This is a genomic window from Arthrobacter sp. AK01, from assembly GCF_021109375.1.
Classification (GTDB): Bacteria; Actinomycetota; Actinomycetes; order Actinomycetales; family Micrococcaceae; genus Arthrobacter.
This window is the reverse complement of sequence record NZ_JAJOHP010000053.1, coordinates 1-16,711: the sequence shown is the minus strand read 5'-3', so window position 1 is coordinate 16,711 and position 16,711 is coordinate 1. Positions and strand designations below refer to the sequence as shown.

The window sequence follows — 16,711 nt, the reverse complement described above, 5'->3', positions numbered from 1 at the left end:
TTCTCCTAAGCCCGGATCAGTTGCGCCGGGTTGGAACGCATGGCCAGCACGGCTGGATACACCGCGGACAAGGTGCCGCTGGCGAGTCCCGCCCCTATGCCCCATGGTGACGTGTACCAAGGGATCACAGCAGACCAACCTTCGATGGATGCGTAGGCCAGCACGGCTCCCATGCCTACGGCTGCGCCTGCAGCACCTCCCAACGCTCCCACCACGGCACCTTCGACAAGGAACATCGAGGCCAGCACTCCTCGCCGCATGCCGAGGGCAAGTCGCAGTGCAATCTCGCTGGACCGCGCCAATACGCCCAAATACATGGTGGTTCCGGCACTGAGGCAGGCCATGGCGAGCAGGATGATGGAGACAATGGCTACCAGCCTGCCGAGGTCAGTATTGATCCCTTGTTTGAGCTCCCGGAGGTCGGCCACCGTTTGTACTTTTACGGTCCCGGGTTCAGCAGGGTTGAGGGCCTTTGGCAGCGCCTCGGCAATGGCTGCCGGCATCCCTGGACTCGTCCTAAGGACCAGGGATGCTGCCACGTTGCTGGTCAAAGAGTAGGACCCGACTCCCACCATCACCGCTGACGGCAGAACCGGGTCACGGCCCGGCTCATCAACAATCCCCACCACCGGGACCGGCTGGCCATACAGCCACACAACGACGCCGGGACCTGGCTTTGCGATTCCCAGTTCATTAGCGGCATTCTGGCCCAGGATGGCGATGGGCCCTCCGAATGAATGGTCGAGCAAGGCAGCATCACCGTCGGACACCGTTGCCCCTTGGATTCGAAGGTAGGCGGAGTCGACGATCCGGACGGCCCCGTTGAACGCCGGTTGTTCGGGAAAGGACCCAGGCCGGAAGGTCGATGGTTGCACCACCGACGATGAGAGCTCGGTGATGACTCCGGCATCGTCCACACCGGATAGCCTCCTGGCTGCCTGGAGATCGTTGGTGACAGCTTCCCACGAGGCATAACCTTCCTCGCGCGTGACCCGGACTTCGTCCCTCGCGGCCTCGTCGATCCGGGCAGATACCTTGACTGAGGCACTCTCGCTCAGCCCGATGGCCGCAACCAGCCCTCCGCTGCCAAGGAGAAACGCCATGATCAGCAAAAGGGCTTTGGATGGACGAATCGTCAGCGCAGAAACTGCGTCAGCAACAACATCCGCGGCCTCGTGCCGTCGGCGCCGGACCAACGCCTGCTTGTTGCTTCCTGGTCCTGCGGCTGATGTTGCAGGGCCCGTGGTGGCTTCGTTGCTGCGACCTGTGTCCTTGACGATGGCCCCATCGCGCATCGTGATGATGCGGTCCGCGGCTGCAGCAATGTCGGGATCGTGCGTCACCATGGCCACAGTGGTTCCTGAGTCACTGAGCTCACGCAAATGATGGATGACGATCTTGCCGTTCGCGGTGTCCAGGCTGCCTGTGGGTTCGTCCGCAAGCACAACTTTCGGAGCTCCGATCACGGCCCGGACGATGGCCAGGCGTTGACGCTCTCCCCCGGATAATAGCGACGCCGGGGTTGCCGCCCTGTGCCCAAGCCCAAATTTCCTCAGAGCGGGCATGACCAGCTGTTTCTGGACGGACAGCCCTATTCCCCGTGCGCGAAGGCCCAGCACGGCATTTCGGGCCGCGGCGTCACGCCCCAACATATGGGATTCCTGGAAGACGAAGCCAAAGACATCGGCCCGCCGGTCTGCCCGCGCTCTCTCGTCGAGGTCCGCGACATTCATACCTCTGATACGGTATGTGCCCGATGTCGGTGTGTCCAAAAGACCAAGGACGTTGAGCAGCGTGGACTTTCCCGAACCGGAGGGACCCACTATGGCCACGAATTCCCCTCATGGATGTCGAGGTCCACGTCCACCAGCGCCATCGTCCCGGGAAAGCCGCGGCTAACGCCTCGTAGGCTGAGGATGGGCAGGCGCTGCGCACTCGCTGATGATTCGTGGGCGGGCACAAGTGCACTCATTGCAGTTTCACCTGATCCCCTACGATCAGGCCGTCTACGTCCGCGATCGCCGCCCACCCGTCTGCCTGGGCGGTGACCTTGACCTCCAGGCGGCGGGGCTCGCTGTTCCCTTCAACCAGGAGGTACGGTGTCCCGCCGTCCTGGCGAATCGCAATGAGGGGAACGGCGAGGGACTCTGCAACTGCGCTGCCTGACGTCATGGTGACTGACTGGTCTGCGGCGAATCCCTGTGTCCCCGGCGGCAATGCTACGGTGATGTCTTTTCCAGGGATTTCGTTTTTGTTCTGGTCACCCTCCAGGAAGCTGCTGACCTGCACCACCGTGGTGTCCAGGACCGTTGAACCGGCCCTGACCGTTACGGGCGTACCCACCACGAAAGTCTCGGATTGAACAACATCTGCACGGGCAACAATGGAGTCGTCGGCGACCCTGACCCGGGCCACGATCCCGTCCTCGGCCAGAAGTGAACCGGGTCCGGCGATGGAAGCTACAGTCCCGGAGTCACCGGGGACCTGAACAAATTCCCGCCAGCGAAACATGACGCCCGACGAGTTCGTTGGTGCTGCATTACCAGCTTCCTCCTGAGGGAGTGGACCGGGCGCAGCGGGGGCTTTGTACCCTGCGGCTTTGTACCACGATCCCAGTGCCTGCTGAGTAGCCAGGTCAAAGGTTCCTGTTGTCACGCATGCATACCCGAAGTTCGTCAAGGCCGCTTGGAGGGCTTTGACATCGGGACCCGAGTCCCTTGGGCTGATGTCCCGATACAACGGCACGCTGCTGGGTAGTATCAGCAGCGGCCTCCCGGAGACGACCGCCAGCACTTCACCGGGAACCACGGGGCTCCCGGCCTCTTTTGCCACGGCCGTCACCACCAGTCTGTCAACACCTTCGGCGGGGCTCGCTTGAAGGGTGGACTGGGCTCCTGGAACGACTTTCCCGGAAAGAACCACCTGTTTGACCACCGCACGGCGTTCTACCGTTGCCGAAACCGGAACCACCGAGGCCAGAGTCGGCATCGGCTCCGTCCCCGCTGTGCTTGAAGCGCCGGCCCAGTATGCAAGTCCCAGTCCTCCCAGTACAACGATCACCGCGCCAGGAATCAGCCACCATCGTGGAATACGCCTCATGCCGCGGCGAATCAGATCAGGGTCAGAGTCTTGCATCAGCCACGCCGTGGTCCCGCAGTATTTGCTTGGCGCGTTCCATGGCGGCCGCCTTTTCTTCCGCCAAGACGTTGAGTTCGGCCTGATGGTCCTTTATCTGTGCGGCTTGGTACTCAGCGAGAATGTCATAAGGCTTCCTGGCACCGCCGCTTGCGTCCTTGCAGTCAACCTCCAGCAGGGCAACGCGTGTCTCGTCTTCCTTTGTGCCGCTCGATTGCAGGCTCCACGAACCCGGCCCGGTGAGCTTCACACCATTTTCGGCCAGGCAGTTCTCCCAATCCTGTCGGAAGGTCAAATACTCGGGGTCGCGTTCCGTCAGCGCCACGGCGTTCCGTGTGATCTGGTTCTGGACTGAAGTGTCACCAACCAAACCTTCCAGGAGTTCGGGCAGCCCGGCCCTTCCCACGGAGTTAGTGCACTTTGTTTCCGCTGCCTGGTGCTCCGCGCTGAGAACGGGGCGGTCGGGTTGCTCGTCCATCACGCCAGGAATTTTGCGGATCTCCAGCAGGGCACCGTTCCTCGCTGCCAAGTTCCGGGACCATTGTCCATATCTGGCGTCCTGCAGGGCCTTGCCCCCACCTCCCCAGGGAGCCACCGTGAAGCCCGCTTCTCTAACGCAGTCAAAAATGAGGGAGGCCACGGCAGAATTGACGATGACGTTCTCCCGATCCGAGTACCAGTACGCGCTCATGGGGAGCAGAAGTTCGCCAGTGATTTCATTGAGGGAGGCCCTTGCCCCGGCTCCGGCAGAACGATCTACGGGGGGCAGACTTATTGCCGGAGCCTCAGTGGGCGTTGGTACCGACGGGGCAGAGCAGGCGGTGGTGGCGATCACCACCGCCATCACCGCCATCGCCAACGTTGTTGTGGACACCTTCTTGATGGTGGGCTTCAAGGGATTATCCCCAGACACTCGTAATTTCATCGTCCCAGTTCCGGGTGGGAGTCATGTAGAGACCGCGTAGATCATTCGAGGCGTTACCAGCGCGAAAGACAACACTGTCGCCTCTGAAGTTTTGGTCAACATAGAAATAGACATATGGCGAGTTGGGATCAGTGGGAGGCCCCACGTTGAGGGAACTCGCCTTATCGTTTGCATCCACACCTACGTTGTAGGTGACCCAACCGAAAGTCCTGGAGGTCCCCGTAAACCAGTAATTGTCGTAGAGACATACGCGGGCCGTGGAGCAAGCCGGTGCGGCTTGTGCGGCGGTCACTCCGGTCAAGACCGAAGCCGAAGCAACCGTCAGAATCCCGGCTGTACGCAGGAGTGCTTTCACTGTTTTCCCCAATGCTCGTGCGGCGCGGAACAGCTCTGTTCCATCACGAACACTAGGTTGAGCAGGGCACCACCTAGATGACTTTTCCGCAAATTAGGTGGCATTTGGACAGGAATTAGGTGCCCGGAGTCCGGAACTAGGTGCTGCAACGGGCCTTCTAGGTAGCAAAGCGCGTCAAGGCGCTTTGCTGCCGGCATCCCCCATACTGGTCCAATGCGAACCACAACGGTGTTGGTCGAGGGCGAAAGTGACAGTGTGGCGGTCCAGGCGCTGGCCCTTCGACTTGGCCATGACTTGGCGGAAGAACATGTGCAGATCGTCCCAATGGGTGGAGCTACCAGCATCGTCCACTTCCTCGACCGCTACGGGCCGAAGGGGGCCGGCCATAGGTTGCTTGGTCTATGTGATGCCGGGGAGTCCCAAGGAATAGCCCGTGCGCTTATCCGCGCCGGTATCGGATCCGGACCGTTGGAAGAGCGCGGGTTCCAGGTATGTGATGCCGATCTGGAGGATGAACTCATCCGATGCCTGGGAACCGACGCTGTGCTCGAGGTCATCGAAGCTCAAGGCGAGCTGGCGTCATTTCGGCTCCTTCAACGCCAGCCATCGCTTCGCGAACGGCCCGTAACAGCGCAACTGCAGCGATTCTTTGGAGGCCGCAGCGGCAACAAGGTACGTTACGCACCCCTGCTTATCGAGGCGCTCCATGCTGGGCAAGCACCCCCGCCGCTGGCGCGTCTCGTCGAATCATTTGCGGGGTGACGCGGGACGCTCTGGAGCCCGCGGGAGGTGAGAGAGCGTAGGGCTCAAGCCCGCGGGAGGTGAGAGAGCGTCCGTGGCGTGAGGGTAAAAGCGCGACGCCGGCACTGACCACTAAAACAAAGTGGCGAGTACCGGCGTCGAACGTTGTTGTTTGGGGTTCGGGGAACTTAGCCGCCGACGATCGCTGAGCCAATGAACGGGTCAACGGCCAGTGCGATGAAGAGCAGCGTCAGGTAGCTGATGGAGCCGTGAAAGACCTTCATGGCGCCCTTGTTGGAGACGTCGCCACCCTGTGCGCGCTTGTACAGGGCGTGGCTTTCGTAAAGGAACCAGGCCCCGGCGGCAACGGCGACGACCGTGTAGACCCAGCCGGCCCCACCAACGGGCACCATCAGCAACGAGCAGGCAACCATGGCCCAGGCGTAGAGGACAACCTGCACCGAGACCACCTTTGCGCCGGCGATTGCGCCGAGCATTGGCACCTTGGCGTTGCGGTAGTCTTCGCCATACCGCATAGACAGGGGCCAGTAGTGCGGCGGCGTCCACAGGAAGATCACCATGAAGAGCACGATGGCGGGCCACTCGACTGTGTTGGTGACAGCGGCCCATGCGATCAGGACCGGGAAGCAACCGGCTGCTCCGCCCCACACAATGTTCTGGGCGGTCCGTCGCTTCAGGATCATGGTGTAGATGACCACGTAGAAGACGATGGCGCCGAGGCCGAGCCAGGCGGACAGGGGATTGGCGCCGAACCACAGGATGGCGATCGACGCCGCGCCAAGAATCCAAGCGAAGACGAGGGCTTCGCGAGGCGTTACTTCACCGGTGACCAGCGGACGCTTCTCGGTGCGGTGCATCAGTTTGTCGATGTCGCGGTCGATGTAGCAGTTGAAGACACCCGCACTCCCCGCGGCGAAAGCGCCACCGACGAGCGTTGCCAGGATCAATCCGATGGACGGGAATCCGCGTTGGGCGAAGATCATGGTGGGCAGTGTGCTCACGAGGAGCAGTTCGATGACACGTGGTTTCGTCAGTGCCAGATACGCCTTCAACTTACGGGAAATTCCGATGCTTCCCCGGGCCGGGGACGCGTTAAGGGGCGTATCAGTTGTGCTCACGGCGGCAGTCACTCTGTTCTATGCTCTGGGGTTCTCACAGCGGCTGCCGTCCCGGTTTTCGAAAGCAAACGCGGGAGCATGTACCGCTGGTGGCCTCCAAATATCATACCGTGGCCGGAAGTGCTCCGATGTCCGCAAAATACGTCAATGTTTCCGAATCTTCACTCGCCTGACAGGCCATCGTGATTCATATAAGGGAATTTCTGTCCAGTTAGTGGGATTCCCTGAGTTCCATGACACGTTTGGGGCTAAGCTGTTGAGCAGATCAGCACACGTTGACGATCCGGGAAACCGTATTCTTGGATATCCGTGCGTCTGGATGAGAGATCAACGTTTCAATGGTGAACGGCTGGTAGACACATTGCAGCGGGCGCCATCCTGTGCTTCCTGCGTGCCGTGTCCGTACGCCTGCCGTCAGCACAGAGAGGGGCTCGGTTTTCGTGCCACATTTGGAAGAGCAAGAACTGTCATGGACCGATCTGGACAAGAAGGCAGTTGACACCGTTCGCGTGTTGGCCGCTGACGCCGTGGAGAAGGTCGGCAACGGCCACCCTGGTACGGCGATGAGCTTGGCTCCGGCAGCATACTTGCTGTTCCAGAAGCTGATGCGCCATGACCCGAAGAACCCGGACTGGATTGGCCGTGACCGGTTCATCCTGTCCCCTGGCCACACGTCGTTGACCCTTTACATCCAGTTGTTCCTGTCCGGTTACGGCCTGGAACTGAAGGACCTTGAGGCACTGCGTACCTGGGGTTCACTGACCCCGGGCCACCCCGAGTACAAGCACACTGCCGGTGTGGAAATCACCACCGGCCCGTTGGGCCAGGGCCTGGCCTCCGCTGTTGGTTTCGCGTACTCACAGCGTCGCCAGCGTGGCCTGTTCGACGCCGATGCTCCCGCCGGCGAATCGCCGTTCGACCACACCGTCTGGGTCATCGCCTCCGATGGCGATCTCCAGGAAGGCGTGACCTCCGAGGCCTCCTCGCTCGCCGGACACCAGGAACTGGGTAACCTCGTCGTGATCTACGACGAGAACCACATCTCCATCGAAGACGACACCGACATCGCCTTCACCGAAGACGTCCTGAAGCGTTACGAGGCCTACGGCTGGCACACCCAGCGCGTTGACTGGACCAAGACCGGCGACTACGTCGAAGACGTCCAGGAACTCTACGCAGCACTGCTCGCTGCTAAGGCAGAGACGAACAAGCCGTCCATCATTTCGCTGCGCACCATCATCGGGTACCCGGCGCCGAAGAAGCAGAACACCGGCAAGATCCACGGTTCCGCCCTGGGCGCCGAAGAAGTCGCAGCACTGAAGACCGTCCTCGGTTTCGATCCGGCCAAGTCCTTCGACGTAGACGAGGAAGTCCTGGCACATGCCCGCAAGGTCCTGGACCGCGGTGCAGAGTCACGCGCTGCGTGGCAGAGCTCGTTCGAGGCATGGCAGTCCGCCAACCCGGACGCAGCCGCCCTGCTGGAACGCGTTGAAGCGAAGAAGCTCCCCGTGGGCATCGACGCGGCATTGCCCGTTTTCGAAGCAGGCAAGGACGTTTCCACCCGCGCGGCTTCGGGTAAGGTCCTGAACGCCATCGGCCCGGTCCTCCCCGAGCTCTGGGGTGGTTCGGCCGACCTCGCCGAGTCCAACAACACCACCATCGAGGGCTCGCCGTCGTTCATCCCGACGTCGCGTTCCACGGACGCCTGGAAGGGCAACCCCTACGGACGTGTCCTGCACTTCGGTATCCGTGAACACGCTGCAGCGTCGATCGTGAACGGTATCTCCCTGCACGGCCGCACCCGCGCCTTCTCCGGCACGTTCCTGATCTTCAGCGACTACCAGCGCCCGGCGATCCGTCTGGGTGCCTTGATGGGTGTCCCGTCCCTGTACGTTTGGACGCACGACTCCATCGGCCTGGGCGAAGATGGCCCCACCCACCAGCCGGTGGAGCAGCTCGCTTCCCTGCGTGCCATTCCGGGCCTGGACGTCGTCCGTCCCGGTGACGCGAACGAGGTCTCTGCGGCATGGAAGGTCATGCTGGAGAACCACGAGAACCCGGCGGGCATTGTCCTGACCCGCCAGAACATCCCCACGTACGCCCGCGGCGAAGGTGAAGCCGCTGGTGACACGTTCGGTTCCACCGCCGGTGTGGCCAAGGGCGGATACGTCCTGGCTGAAGCCTCCAAGGACGGCGAAACCGTCGACGCGCAGGTCATCCTGATCGGAACCGGCTCGGAAGTCCAGCTCGCAGTCCAGGCCCGCGAAGCCCTCCAGGCTGAAGGCATCGCAGCGCGCGTTGTGTCCATGCCGTGTGTTGAATGGTTCAACAAGCAGGACGAGGCCTACCGCGAGTCCGTGCTCCCCGCCTCCGTGAAGGCCCGTGTTTCGGTTGAGGCCGGCCTGGCACTGGGCTGGCGCGAATTCGTCGGCGACGCCGGCCGCTCCATCTCCCTGGAACATTTCGGCGCATCGGCAGACTACAAGCGGCTCTTCAACGAATTCGGCATCACGGCCGAAGCCGTCGCCGCCGCAGCCAAAGACTCCCTCGCAGACGCCAACGCATAACAGTCTGCTCCCCTCTCACAGGAGAAAAACACATGTCTAGCACTCCCACGCAGCAGCTCTCTGACGCCGGCGTATCGATCTGGCTCGATGACCTTTCCCGCACCCGCCTGGACACCGGCACCCTGCAGAAGCTCATCGACGAAAAGAACGTAGTTGGTGTGACCACCAACCCGTCCATCTTCCACGCCGCCATCACCTCAGGCACCGACTACGATGCCACCATCGCCGCCCAGGCGGCCGCCGGTGCCAGCGTCGAAGAGACCATCTTCGAAATCACCACCACGGACGTGGCCGACGCCTGCGATCTGTTCGCGCCGATCGCCGCCGCCACCAACGGTGTGGATGGCCGGGTCTCCATCGAGGTGGATCCCCGCCTCGCATGGGACACCGCCGGTACCATCGCCGAGGCCAAGCACCTCTACGCGAAGGTCAACAAGGGCAACGTCCACATCAAGATCCCGGCAACCCTGGAGGGCCTGGAAGCCATTACGGCAACCCTGGCCGAGGGCATCAGCGTCAACGTGACCCTGATCTTCTCCCTGGAGCGTTACCGCGCGGTCATCAACGCCTTCCAGTCCGGCCTCGAGCAGGCCAAGGAAAACGGTCACGACCTCTCCACGATCCACTCGGTGGCATCGTTCTTCGTGTCCCGCGTTGACTCTGAAATCGACAAGCGCCTTGACGCCATCGGCACCGATGAAGCCAAGGCACTGAAGGGCAAAGCAGGCGTTGCCAACGCACGCCTTGCCTACCAGGTGTACGAAGAGCTGTTCTCCACCGAGCGCTGGGCCGTGCTGGCCGAAGCCGGTGCCCTCCCCCAGCGTCCCCTGTGGGCCTCAACCGGTGTCAAGGATCCGGCTTACCCGGACACCCTTTACGTGACGGAACTCGTCGCCGCCGGCGTGGTCAACACGATGCCGGAGAAGACACTGGATGCCACGTTCGACCACGGCGTAGTTACCGGTGACACGATCACCGGCACCTACGACGAAGCGAACGAGACTCTCAACGCCCTCGAAGCACTCGGTGTCTCCTACAACGACGTCGTAACGCTCCTTGAGACCGAAGGCCTCGAGAAGTTCGTGGGCTCCTGGAAGGAACTCCTGGCCGACGTCGAAGGCGCACTCGCCACCGCACGGAAGGCTTCCTAACCCACCATGAGCACAATCAGCTACGACGCCAGCGGTGCCGCCCAGCAGGCCATCGCCCAGCATATTGACGGTCTGGTCGAAGACAAGATTGCAACCCGGATTTTTGCCAAGGACCACACGTTGTGGGGGCCTGATGCGGAGTCCGAGTCTGCGATCCGTCTCGGCTGGGTAGAAGCGGCCACGGTGTCCCAGGCTCTGGTCGGGGACATTCTGGAACTTCGTGATGCCCTCCACGCCGAAGGAGTTACCCGCATTGTCCTCTGTGGCATGGGTGGGTCTTCGTTGGCTCCCGAGGTTATTGCCGGTACTGCCGGCGTCGAGCTGACTGTGCTGGACAGCACTGATCCTGAACAGGTCAGCGCTGCTTTGAATGACCGACTGGAGGAGACGGCTATCGTCGTTTCCTCCAAGTCGGGCTCCACTGTTGAGACGGATTCCCAGCGACGGGTGTTTGAGAAAGCGTTCAACGACGCCGGAATTGATGCCAAGAGCCGGATCATCATCGTCACGGATCCAGGTTCGCCCCTGGACAAGGCCTCCCGCGAGGCAGGCTACCGTGCCGTGTTCAACGCTGACCCCAACGTTGGCGGACGCTTCTCGGCACTCACGGCTTTCGGTCTGGTCCCCTGTGGGCTGGCCGGTGTGGACATCCAGGCTTTCCTTGATGAGGCAGAAGAAGCGGCGGAGATCCTCAACGAAGATTCTGCTGACAACATCGGACTTGCCCTGGGCATTGCCCTGGGCGGTACCAGCCCGCTGCGCAACAAGATCGTTATCGCTGAAGACGGTTCCGGGATTGTGGGCTTCGCCGACTGGGCCGAGCAGCTCATCGCCGAATCCACCGGCAAGCTGGGCACCGGCGTTCTTCCGGTGGTCGCCGGCCCCGATTCTCCGGAAGCCCTGAACGGGGCCGATGACGTGTTGGTGGTTCGGCTGGTAGGCGCCGATGCCGACGTCGAACTCCGTGACAACGAAGTGGCAATCGCCGGGGGCCTGCCCTCCCAGATGTTTGTGTGGGAATTCGCCACCGCGGTAGCGGGTCGGCTGCTGGGCATCAACCCCTTTGACCAGCCCGACGTTGAAGCCGCGAAGGTGGCTGCGCGCGGCCTGCTGGATGCCCGCCCCGAACCCACCCCGGCTGCCTTCACGGACGGCGCTGTGGAAGTTCGTGGCGGTGAGTGGCTCGGCTCCGCGTCGACTGCCACGGAAGCTGTGCAGGCACTTCTCAGCCAGCTTGGCACGGATGGTTACTTGAGTGTCCAGGCCTACCTGGACCGCATTTCGCACGCTCCGCTCGAAGGTATCCGGGACGAACTCGCGGCTGTCAGCGGCCGTCCTGTGACGTTCGGTTGGGGTCCGCGGTTCCTTCACTCCACCGGCCAGTTCCATAAGGGTGGACCCGCCATCGGAGTTTTCCTGCAGATCACTGCAGCATCATCCACCGACCTCGAAATCCCTGAGCGTCCGTTCACGTTCGGGCAGCTCATCGCCGCACAGGCCTCGGGCGACGCCCAGGTGCTGGAAGGCCATGGCCGCCCCGTACTGCGCTTGCACCTCACCGAGCGTGCAGCAGGCGTATCGCAGCTCCAGGAAGTCGTCGCTGCTTTGGCCAACCAGGCCAGCGCACTCGAAAGCTAAGGCACAGAAACAAACATGCCAGAAACTGAAAACGGCAGGAAGAACGCCGGTTTGCGGAATCCTTTGCGGGATCCGCGGGATCGGCGCCTGAACCGTATTGCCGGGCCGTCGTCGTTGGTGTTCTTCGGAGTTACCGGTGACCTTGCCCGTAAGAAGCTCATGCCCGCGGTCTATGACCTCGCGAACCGTGGGTTGTTGCCTCCGAGTTTTGCTTTGGTCGGTTTCGGCCGCCGCGACTGGGACAACGCGGATTTCGCGGCGGAGGTCAAGGAAAACGTCAAGGCCCACGCGCGAACGAAGTTTGATGAAGCGGTATGGGAGCAGCTCGCTTCCGGTATCCGCTTTGTCCGGGGCGAGTTCGACGACGACGGCGCATTCGAGCGCCTCGGTGATGTCCTCGATGAATTGGATGAGACCCGTGGTACCCGCGGGAACCATGGTTTTTACTTGTCGATCCCGCCCAAGGCGTTCGAGCAGGTCTGCCGGCAGCTCTCCAAGCACGGCCTGGCGCAGGCCAAGCCGGGCCAGTGGCGGCGTGTGGTGATCGAGAAGCCGTTCGGGCATGACCTTGAGTCGGCCCGGCAGCTCAACGACATTGTGGAATCGGTGTTCCCGGCTGATGCAGTGTTCCGGATCGATCACTACCTGGGTAAGGAGACGGTCCAGAACATCCTGGCGTTGCGTTTCGCGAACCAGTTGTTCGAACCGCTCTGGAACGCCAACTACGTGGACCATGTCCAGATCACCATGGCCGAGGACATCGGCACGGGTGGCCGTGCAGGCTATTACGACGGCGTGGGCGCTGCCCGTGACGTGATCCAGAACCACTTGCTGCAGTTGCTGGCGTTGACGGCGATGGAAGAGCCCATCTCCTTCAACGCCGATGATTTGCGGGCGGAGAAGGAAAAGGTCCTCGCGGCAGTCAAGCTGCCGGATGATCTCTCCACCCACTCAGCACGGGGTCAGTTCACCGGTGGTTGGCAGGGCGGCGAGGAAGTCCTCGGGTACCTGGACGAGGACGGCATCCCTGCGGATTCGAAGACCGAGACGTTCGCTGCGATCCGGGTGGACATCAACACCCGCCGGTGGAATGGTGTGCCGTTCTACCTGCGTGCCGGTAAGCGCCTGGGCCGCCGCGTCACCGAAATTGCCGTGGTGTTCAAGCGTGCACCGAACCTGTTGTTCCGCGACCATGGTGAGGACGACTTCGGCCAGAACGCCGTAGTGATCCGGGTCCAGCCCGACGAGGGCGCGACGATCCGGTTCGGGTCCAAGGTCCCGGGCACGCAGATGGAAGTCCGTGACGTGACCATGGACTTCGGCTACGGCCACTCCTTCACCGAGTCCAGCCCCGAAGCCTACGAACGGCTCATCCTGGATGTGTTGTTGGGTGAGCCGCCGCTCTTCCCACGGCATCAGGAAGTGGAGCTGTCCTGGAAGATCCTGGACCCGTTCGAGGAATACTGGGCCGGGCTGGATGAACAACCGCAACCCTACGCACCCGGCAGTTGGGGACCGGCGTCGGCCGATGCCCTGCTGGCCCGTGACGGACGAACCTGGAGAAGGCCATGATCGTAGATCTTCCCGATACCACTACCTCCAAGATCTCCAAGAAGATCATGTCCCTGCGCGAGCAAGGCGGTGTGATCGCCTTGGGTCGTGTGTTGACATTGGTGGTGGTGACCAAGTCCGGGCAGGAAGAAGAAGCCATCGAGGCAGCCAATGAGGCCAGCCGGGAACACCCCTGCCGGATCATTGTCCTGGCCGACGCCGGCGTTGAAGGCCCGGACCGGCTCGACGCGCAAATCCGTGTCGGTGGGGACGCCGGCGCGTCCGAGGTCATCGTGCTGCGAGGCCACGGCCACATGGCCCACGAAAGCGAATCCCTGGTCGCGGCCTTGCTCCTGCCGGACGCCCCGATCGTGGCCTGGTGGCCGCACGGCGCCCCGGAAAGCGCCTGTGAAACCTCCATCGGCCGGATCGCGCACCGCCGCATCACGGACTCAGCCAATGAACCGGACCCCCGCCGGGCCTTGGAGAACATCCGCGCCACGTACAAGGCCGGCGACACCGACCTCGCCTGGACCCGCCTGACCAACTGGCGCATGCAACTCGCAGCAGTCTTCGACCAGGTGGACGGGGACCCCGTGTCGGCCGTTGCCGTTGAAGGCGCCTCCGACTCCCCCAGCACATTGCTGCTTGCCGCCTGGCTGAGCCTTGCCCTGCAGGCTCCTGTCACGATCGTGGCAGATCCTGCCGGCACGGGCATCCGCCGAGTCCGCCTCACCCGCGCCAGCGGCGACGTGCAGCTGTTCCGCCCCGGCTTGTCCGTGGCGGAGCTGACGCAGCCCGGACAGCCAGCGCAGCGCATCACGCTCCCGCGCCGGAGCCTGAAGGATTGCCTCGCTGAAGAACTCCGCCGGCTCGATCCGGACGAAGTCTTCGGAGAAGTGATTACGATGGGACTGCCACTTACCAGCCAAAGGAGAGTCCAGACCAGTGCACGCTGAGCCAAGAGTAAGCATCCACCCCGATTCCAAGGTGTTGATGGCCGCCATTGCGGCGCGTCTCATCACCAAGCTCGTGGATGTCCAGGACAAGCACGGCGAAGCGACGGTGGTGCTCACTGGGGGAACCGTTGGCATTGGTACGTTGAAGGCAGTAGCCGACTCTGCTGCTGCCCCTGCAGTCGACTGGTCGAAGGTCAATTTCTGGTGGGGTGACGAGCGATTTGTTGCCGCAGACAGTGATGACAGGAACACACGCCAAGCACATCACGCCCTGTTGGCCCACCTGCCGGTGGATCCTTCCCGGATTCACGAGCCCGGATCAACGGACCAGTTCGGCACCGCGGAGGAAGCTGCTGCAGCCTACGCTGAAGAACTCAAAGGAGCGGCCGAGGCCGAGCACGCCGCCGACACCTCTGATGACCGGCCCGAGCAAGCCGGAATTCTACCCCGCTTCGACATCCTTCTTCTGGGCGTAGGTCCGGATGCCCACGTAGCGTCGCTGTTCCCCGAGCAGGCCGGCATTCGTGAGAAGGAGCGCACCGTGGTGGGCGTTGAAAACTCTCCCAAGCCGCCGCCGTCGCGCATTTCACTGACACTGCCGGCCATCAACACCGCCCAGGAAATCTGGATGGTTGTTGCCGGTGAGGACAAGGCTGGGGCAGTCGGCCTGGCCTTGGCTGGTGCCAACCCGGTCCAGGTCCCGGCGGCAGGTCCCGCCGGCCGCGCGAGGACCCTGTGGCTTATCGACGAGAATGCAGCCTCACGCGTCCCCCAGCAGCTGGTCCGGAAGGACCCCGCGGGCGCGTAACCGCTCCAACGCTCCAGCCAGGACCGCTTCGGCGTCTTGGTTGGAGCGTCTCTCTTTAACGTAGTCCAAATGGGATTTGAAGAGTTCGTCCGGCCTTGTTGAGGCGGGATGGCCAGGATCCCGCGACGCGGGCAAGCCGCACTTCGGACAATCCCAGTTCATGGGTATTTGATCGTCGGGAAGCTTAAGGAAAACAAGCCGCGTCTCGTGTCCCTTGGAGCACCAATAGGGAACCCGAATACGCGGCAGTTGTTCACCTGCGCCGTGGTCGCTTTGGTTCCTCGGAGCGGAACCTTGGGTTACACCTACGCGGGTGCCCCGATAACCAGGCGTGCCATGAACCATTTTCGAACCCCTAGCGACTCGGTGGTCGGCCCTCACGGCCCGTGGGCCTTGCGGCCAACACGCCCAGTCTAATGCGAGTGTTCGACGACGGCACCAGACATTGGTGCCTCAGGGCAAAAAAGGGGAGGTTCCTTTCAAGGAACCTCCCCTTTTTGGGGATGACTAGGAGTCGCCGCCTGAGGTGAAGCGCATGATCAACCCAAGGCCGATGATGACAACACCCCACGTGATGCCCAGAATGATGGTGAACCGGTTAAGGTTGCGCTCGGCTACCCCGGACGAACTCAATCCGGAGCTCATACCGCCACCGAACATGTCGGACAAACCGCCGCCACGCCCTTTGTGCAGGAGGATGAGCAGCGTCAGCAGAAGGCTGGTGATGCCCAGCAGGATCTGCAGAATGACTTGAAGAACGTCCACGACGGCCTTTCGAAGAAGCGGAAAACGGGAGCCGGACTAGTCCGTGACGAGGTGGCTCTCGAACCTGACAATGTTAGCAAACTCAGCGGGGTCCAGGCTGGCGCCACCCACGAGCAATCCGTCAACGTCGCTTTCAGCCATGATGGCGGCAGCATTGTTGGCCTTAACGGAGCCGCCATACAGCAGCCGGGTCTTCGCGGCGACTGACTCGTCGAAGAGTTCGGCAAGCTCCGCGCGGATGGCTGCGCACATTTCCTGAGCGTCCTCCGGACCGGCAACTTCCCCTGTGCCGATGGCCCAGACAGGTTCGTAGGCAACGACGAGTTCGGCGGCCTGCTCGGCCGTGAGCCCTTCGACGCCGGCGCGAAGCTGGGCCAACGTGTGCTCCACGTGGGTACCGGCCTGGCGGACTTCGAGGCCTTCGCCGACACAAAGAACGGGAGTGACGCCGTGACGGAATCCAGCCTTCACCTTTGCGTTGAGGACGTCATCGGACTCGTTGTGAATCGTGCGGCGCTCACTGTGGCCAACCAGGACGTATGCGCAGCCCAACTTGCTCAGGAACTGGCCGGAGATGTCGCCGGTGTAGGCGCCGGAGTCGAACTGGGAGAGGTCCTGGCCGCCGTAGACAACATCGAGCTCGTCGCCCTGCACCAGGGTCTGTACGCCGCGGAGGTCGGTGAACGGTGGGAACACAGCGACTTCGGCACGGTTGTAGTCGTGCTTCGCGTCGGACAGCGTCCAGGCGAGCTTCTGCAGCAGGGTGATGCCCTGGACGTGGTCCATGTTCATCTTCCAGTTGCCTGCGATGAAGGGCTTGCGGACAAAATTGCCGTTGGCAGAGGTAGTCACATGAACTCCAAAGAATGCGTTGAGATATGGAACGGGGGGGGGGGGCGAGGGCGCGGGAGGGCGAGGGCGCCGGACGGAGCGCGGGAGGGAAGGAGGCAAAATGTGACTAAGAAGAAAAGAGCTAA

15 protein-coding genes are annotated in these 16,711 nt (G+C 62.4%); 7 read left to right on the top strand and 8 right to left on the bottom strand.

Annotated features, from left to right (window positions below; translation table 11 throughout):
• Window positions 1-5: 5 nt before the first annotated feature.
• The 4 genes from LN996_RS17185 to LN996_RS17170 are packed head-to-tail and all read right to left on the bottom strand — an operon-like array spanning window position 6 to window position 4,030.
• On the bottom strand, window positions 6-1,823 hold the full coding sequence (locus tag LN996_RS17185; RefSeq protein WP_231341642.1) for an ATP-binding cassette domain-containing protein: 1,818 nt from the start codon (window positions 1,821-1,823) through the stop codon (window positions 6-8).
• Entirely contained in the window at window positions 1,823-1,972 is a 150-nt protein-coding gene (locus tag LN996_RS17180; RefSeq protein WP_231341623.1) for a hypothetical protein, read from the bottom strand. Before LN996_RS17180 ends, LN996_RS17185 begins: the two co-directional genes overlap by 1 nt.
• Window positions 1,969-3,135 carry a peptidoglycan-binding domain-containing protein gene (locus LN996_RS17175; RefSeq protein ID WP_231341622.1) on the bottom strand — a complete coding sequence of 389 codons (1,167 nt, stop codon included), beginning with the start codon at window positions 3,133-3,135 and terminating at the stop codon, window positions 1,969-1,971. The genes LN996_RS17180 and LN996_RS17175 overlap by 4 nt, the downstream gene beginning before the upstream one ends.
• Window positions 3,122-4,030: a hypothetical protein gene (locus LN996_RS17170; RefSeq protein WP_231341621.1), complete on the bottom strand. Its 909-nt coding sequence runs from the start codon at window positions 4,028-4,030 to the stop codon at window positions 3,122-3,124. The genes LN996_RS17175 and LN996_RS17170 overlap by 14 nt, the downstream gene beginning before the upstream one ends.
• Before the next feature lie 598 nt (window positions 4,031-4,628).
• Between LN996_RS17170 and LN996_RS17165 the strand changes: the two genes are divergently transcribed.
• A complete protein-coding gene (locus LN996_RS17165; RefSeq protein WP_231341620.1) occupies window positions 4,629-5,177 on the top strand; it encodes a TOPRIM nucleotidyl transferase/hydrolase domain-containing protein in 549 nt (182 codons plus the stop codon).
• A gap of 167 nt (window positions 5,178-5,344) precedes the next feature.
• On the opposite strand, the gene LN996_RS17160 is transcribed toward LN996_RS17165, so the two are convergent.
• Window positions 5,345-6,307, bottom strand: a complete 963-nt coding sequence (locus LN996_RS17160) for a heme o synthase (RefSeq protein WP_231341619.1) — start codon at window positions 6,305-6,307, stop codon at window positions 5,345-5,347.
• A 428-nt stretch (window positions 6,308-6,735) separates the two neighbouring features.
• On the opposite strand from LN996_RS17160, the gene tkt reads away from it, so the two are divergent.
• From tkt to pgl, 6 genes are read left to right on the top strand one after another with little or no spacing between them, the layout of a single operon-like run.
• Window positions 6,736-8,862, top strand: coding sequence for a transketolase (tkt, locus tag LN996_RS17155; protein ID WP_231341618.1), 2,127 nt, complete (start codon window positions 6,736-6,738; stop codon window positions 8,860-8,862).
• A gap of 32 nt (window positions 8,863-8,894) precedes the next feature.
• Entirely contained in the window at window positions 8,895-10,013 is a 1,119-nt protein-coding gene (gene tal, locus LN996_RS17150) for a transaldolase (RefSeq protein WP_231341617.1), read from the top strand.
• Between the two features lie 6 nt (window positions 10,014-10,019).
• Entirely contained in the window at window positions 10,020-11,651 is a 1,632-nt protein-coding gene (locus tag LN996_RS17145) for a glucose-6-phosphate isomerase (RefSeq protein WP_231341616.1), read from the top strand.
• Window positions 11,652-11,666: 15 nt separating this feature from the next.
• Entirely contained in the window at window positions 11,667-13,223 is a 1,557-nt protein-coding gene (gene zwf, locus LN996_RS17140; protein WP_231341615.1) for a glucose-6-phosphate dehydrogenase, read from the top strand.
• Complete coding sequence (locus LN996_RS17135; RefSeq protein ID WP_090821326.1) at window positions 13,220-14,161, top strand: glucose-6-phosphate dehydrogenase assembly protein OpcA; 942 nt, start codon at window positions 13,220-13,222, stop codon at window positions 14,159-14,161. Before zwf ends, LN996_RS17135 begins: the two co-directional genes overlap by 4 nt.
• Window positions 14,151-14,969 carry a 6-phosphogluconolactonase gene (gene pgl, locus LN996_RS17130; protein ID WP_231341614.1) on the top strand — a complete coding sequence of 273 codons (819 nt, stop codon included), beginning with the start codon at window positions 14,151-14,153 and terminating at the stop codon, window positions 14,967-14,969. The genes LN996_RS17135 and pgl overlap by 11 nt, the downstream gene beginning before the upstream one ends.
• Here the strand turns inward: pgl and LN996_RS17125 are convergent.
• The 3 genes from LN996_RS17125 to tpiA form a co-directional block, all read right to left on the bottom strand.
• Window positions 14,922-15,314, bottom strand: coding sequence for an RNA polymerase-binding protein RbpA (locus LN996_RS17125; protein ID WP_231341613.1), 393 nt, complete (start codon window positions 15,312-15,314; stop codon window positions 14,922-14,924). The two genes, pgl and LN996_RS17125, sit on opposite strands and share 48 nt — an antisense overlap.
• A gap of 162 nt (window positions 15,315-15,476) precedes the next feature.
• Window positions 15,477-15,734 (bottom strand): preprotein translocase subunit SecG, encoded by a 258-nt coding sequence (gene secG / locus LN996_RS17120; RefSeq protein WP_017198454.1) that lies wholly within the window; start codon window positions 15,732-15,734, stop codon window positions 15,477-15,479.
• 36 nt (window positions 15,735-15,770) lie between these two features.
• A complete protein-coding gene (gene tpiA, locus LN996_RS17115; protein WP_231341612.1) occupies window positions 15,771-16,586 on the bottom strand; it encodes a triose-phosphate isomerase in 816 nt (271 codons plus the stop codon).
• Between the last annotated feature and the right edge of the window lie 125 nt (window positions 16,587-16,711).

Coding starts and splice junctions, on each gene's coding strand:
- LN996_RS17180 (WP_231341623.1), bottom strand. CDS start 1,972: ATGAGTGCACTTGTGCCCGCCCACGAATCATCAGCGAGTGCGCAGCGC.
- LN996_RS17175 (WP_231341622.1), bottom strand. CDS start 3,135: ATGCAAGACTCTGACCCTGATCTGATTCGCCGCGGCATGAGGCGTATT.
- LN996_RS17165 (WP_231341620.1), top strand. CDS start 4,629: ATGCGAACCACAACGGTGTTGGTCGAGGGCGAAAGTGACAGTGTGGCG.
- tal (WP_231341617.1), top strand. CDS start 8,895: ATGTCTAGCACTCCCACGCAGCAGCTCTCTGACGCCGGCGTATCGATC.
- LN996_RS17145 (WP_231341616.1), top strand. CDS start 10,020: ATGAGCACAATCAGCTACGACGCCAGCGGTGCCGCCCAGCAGGCCATC.
- zwf (WP_231341615.1), top strand. CDS start 11,667: ATGCCAGAAACTGAAAACGGCAGGAAGAACGCCGGTTTGCGGAATCCT.
- LN996_RS17135 (WP_090821326.1), top strand. CDS start 13,220: ATGATCGTAGATCTTCCCGATACCACTACCTCCAAGATCTCCAAGAAG.
- LN996_RS17125 (WP_231341613.1), bottom strand. CDS start 15,314: ATGGTTCATGGCACGCCTGGTTATCGGGGCACCCGCGTAGGTGTAACC.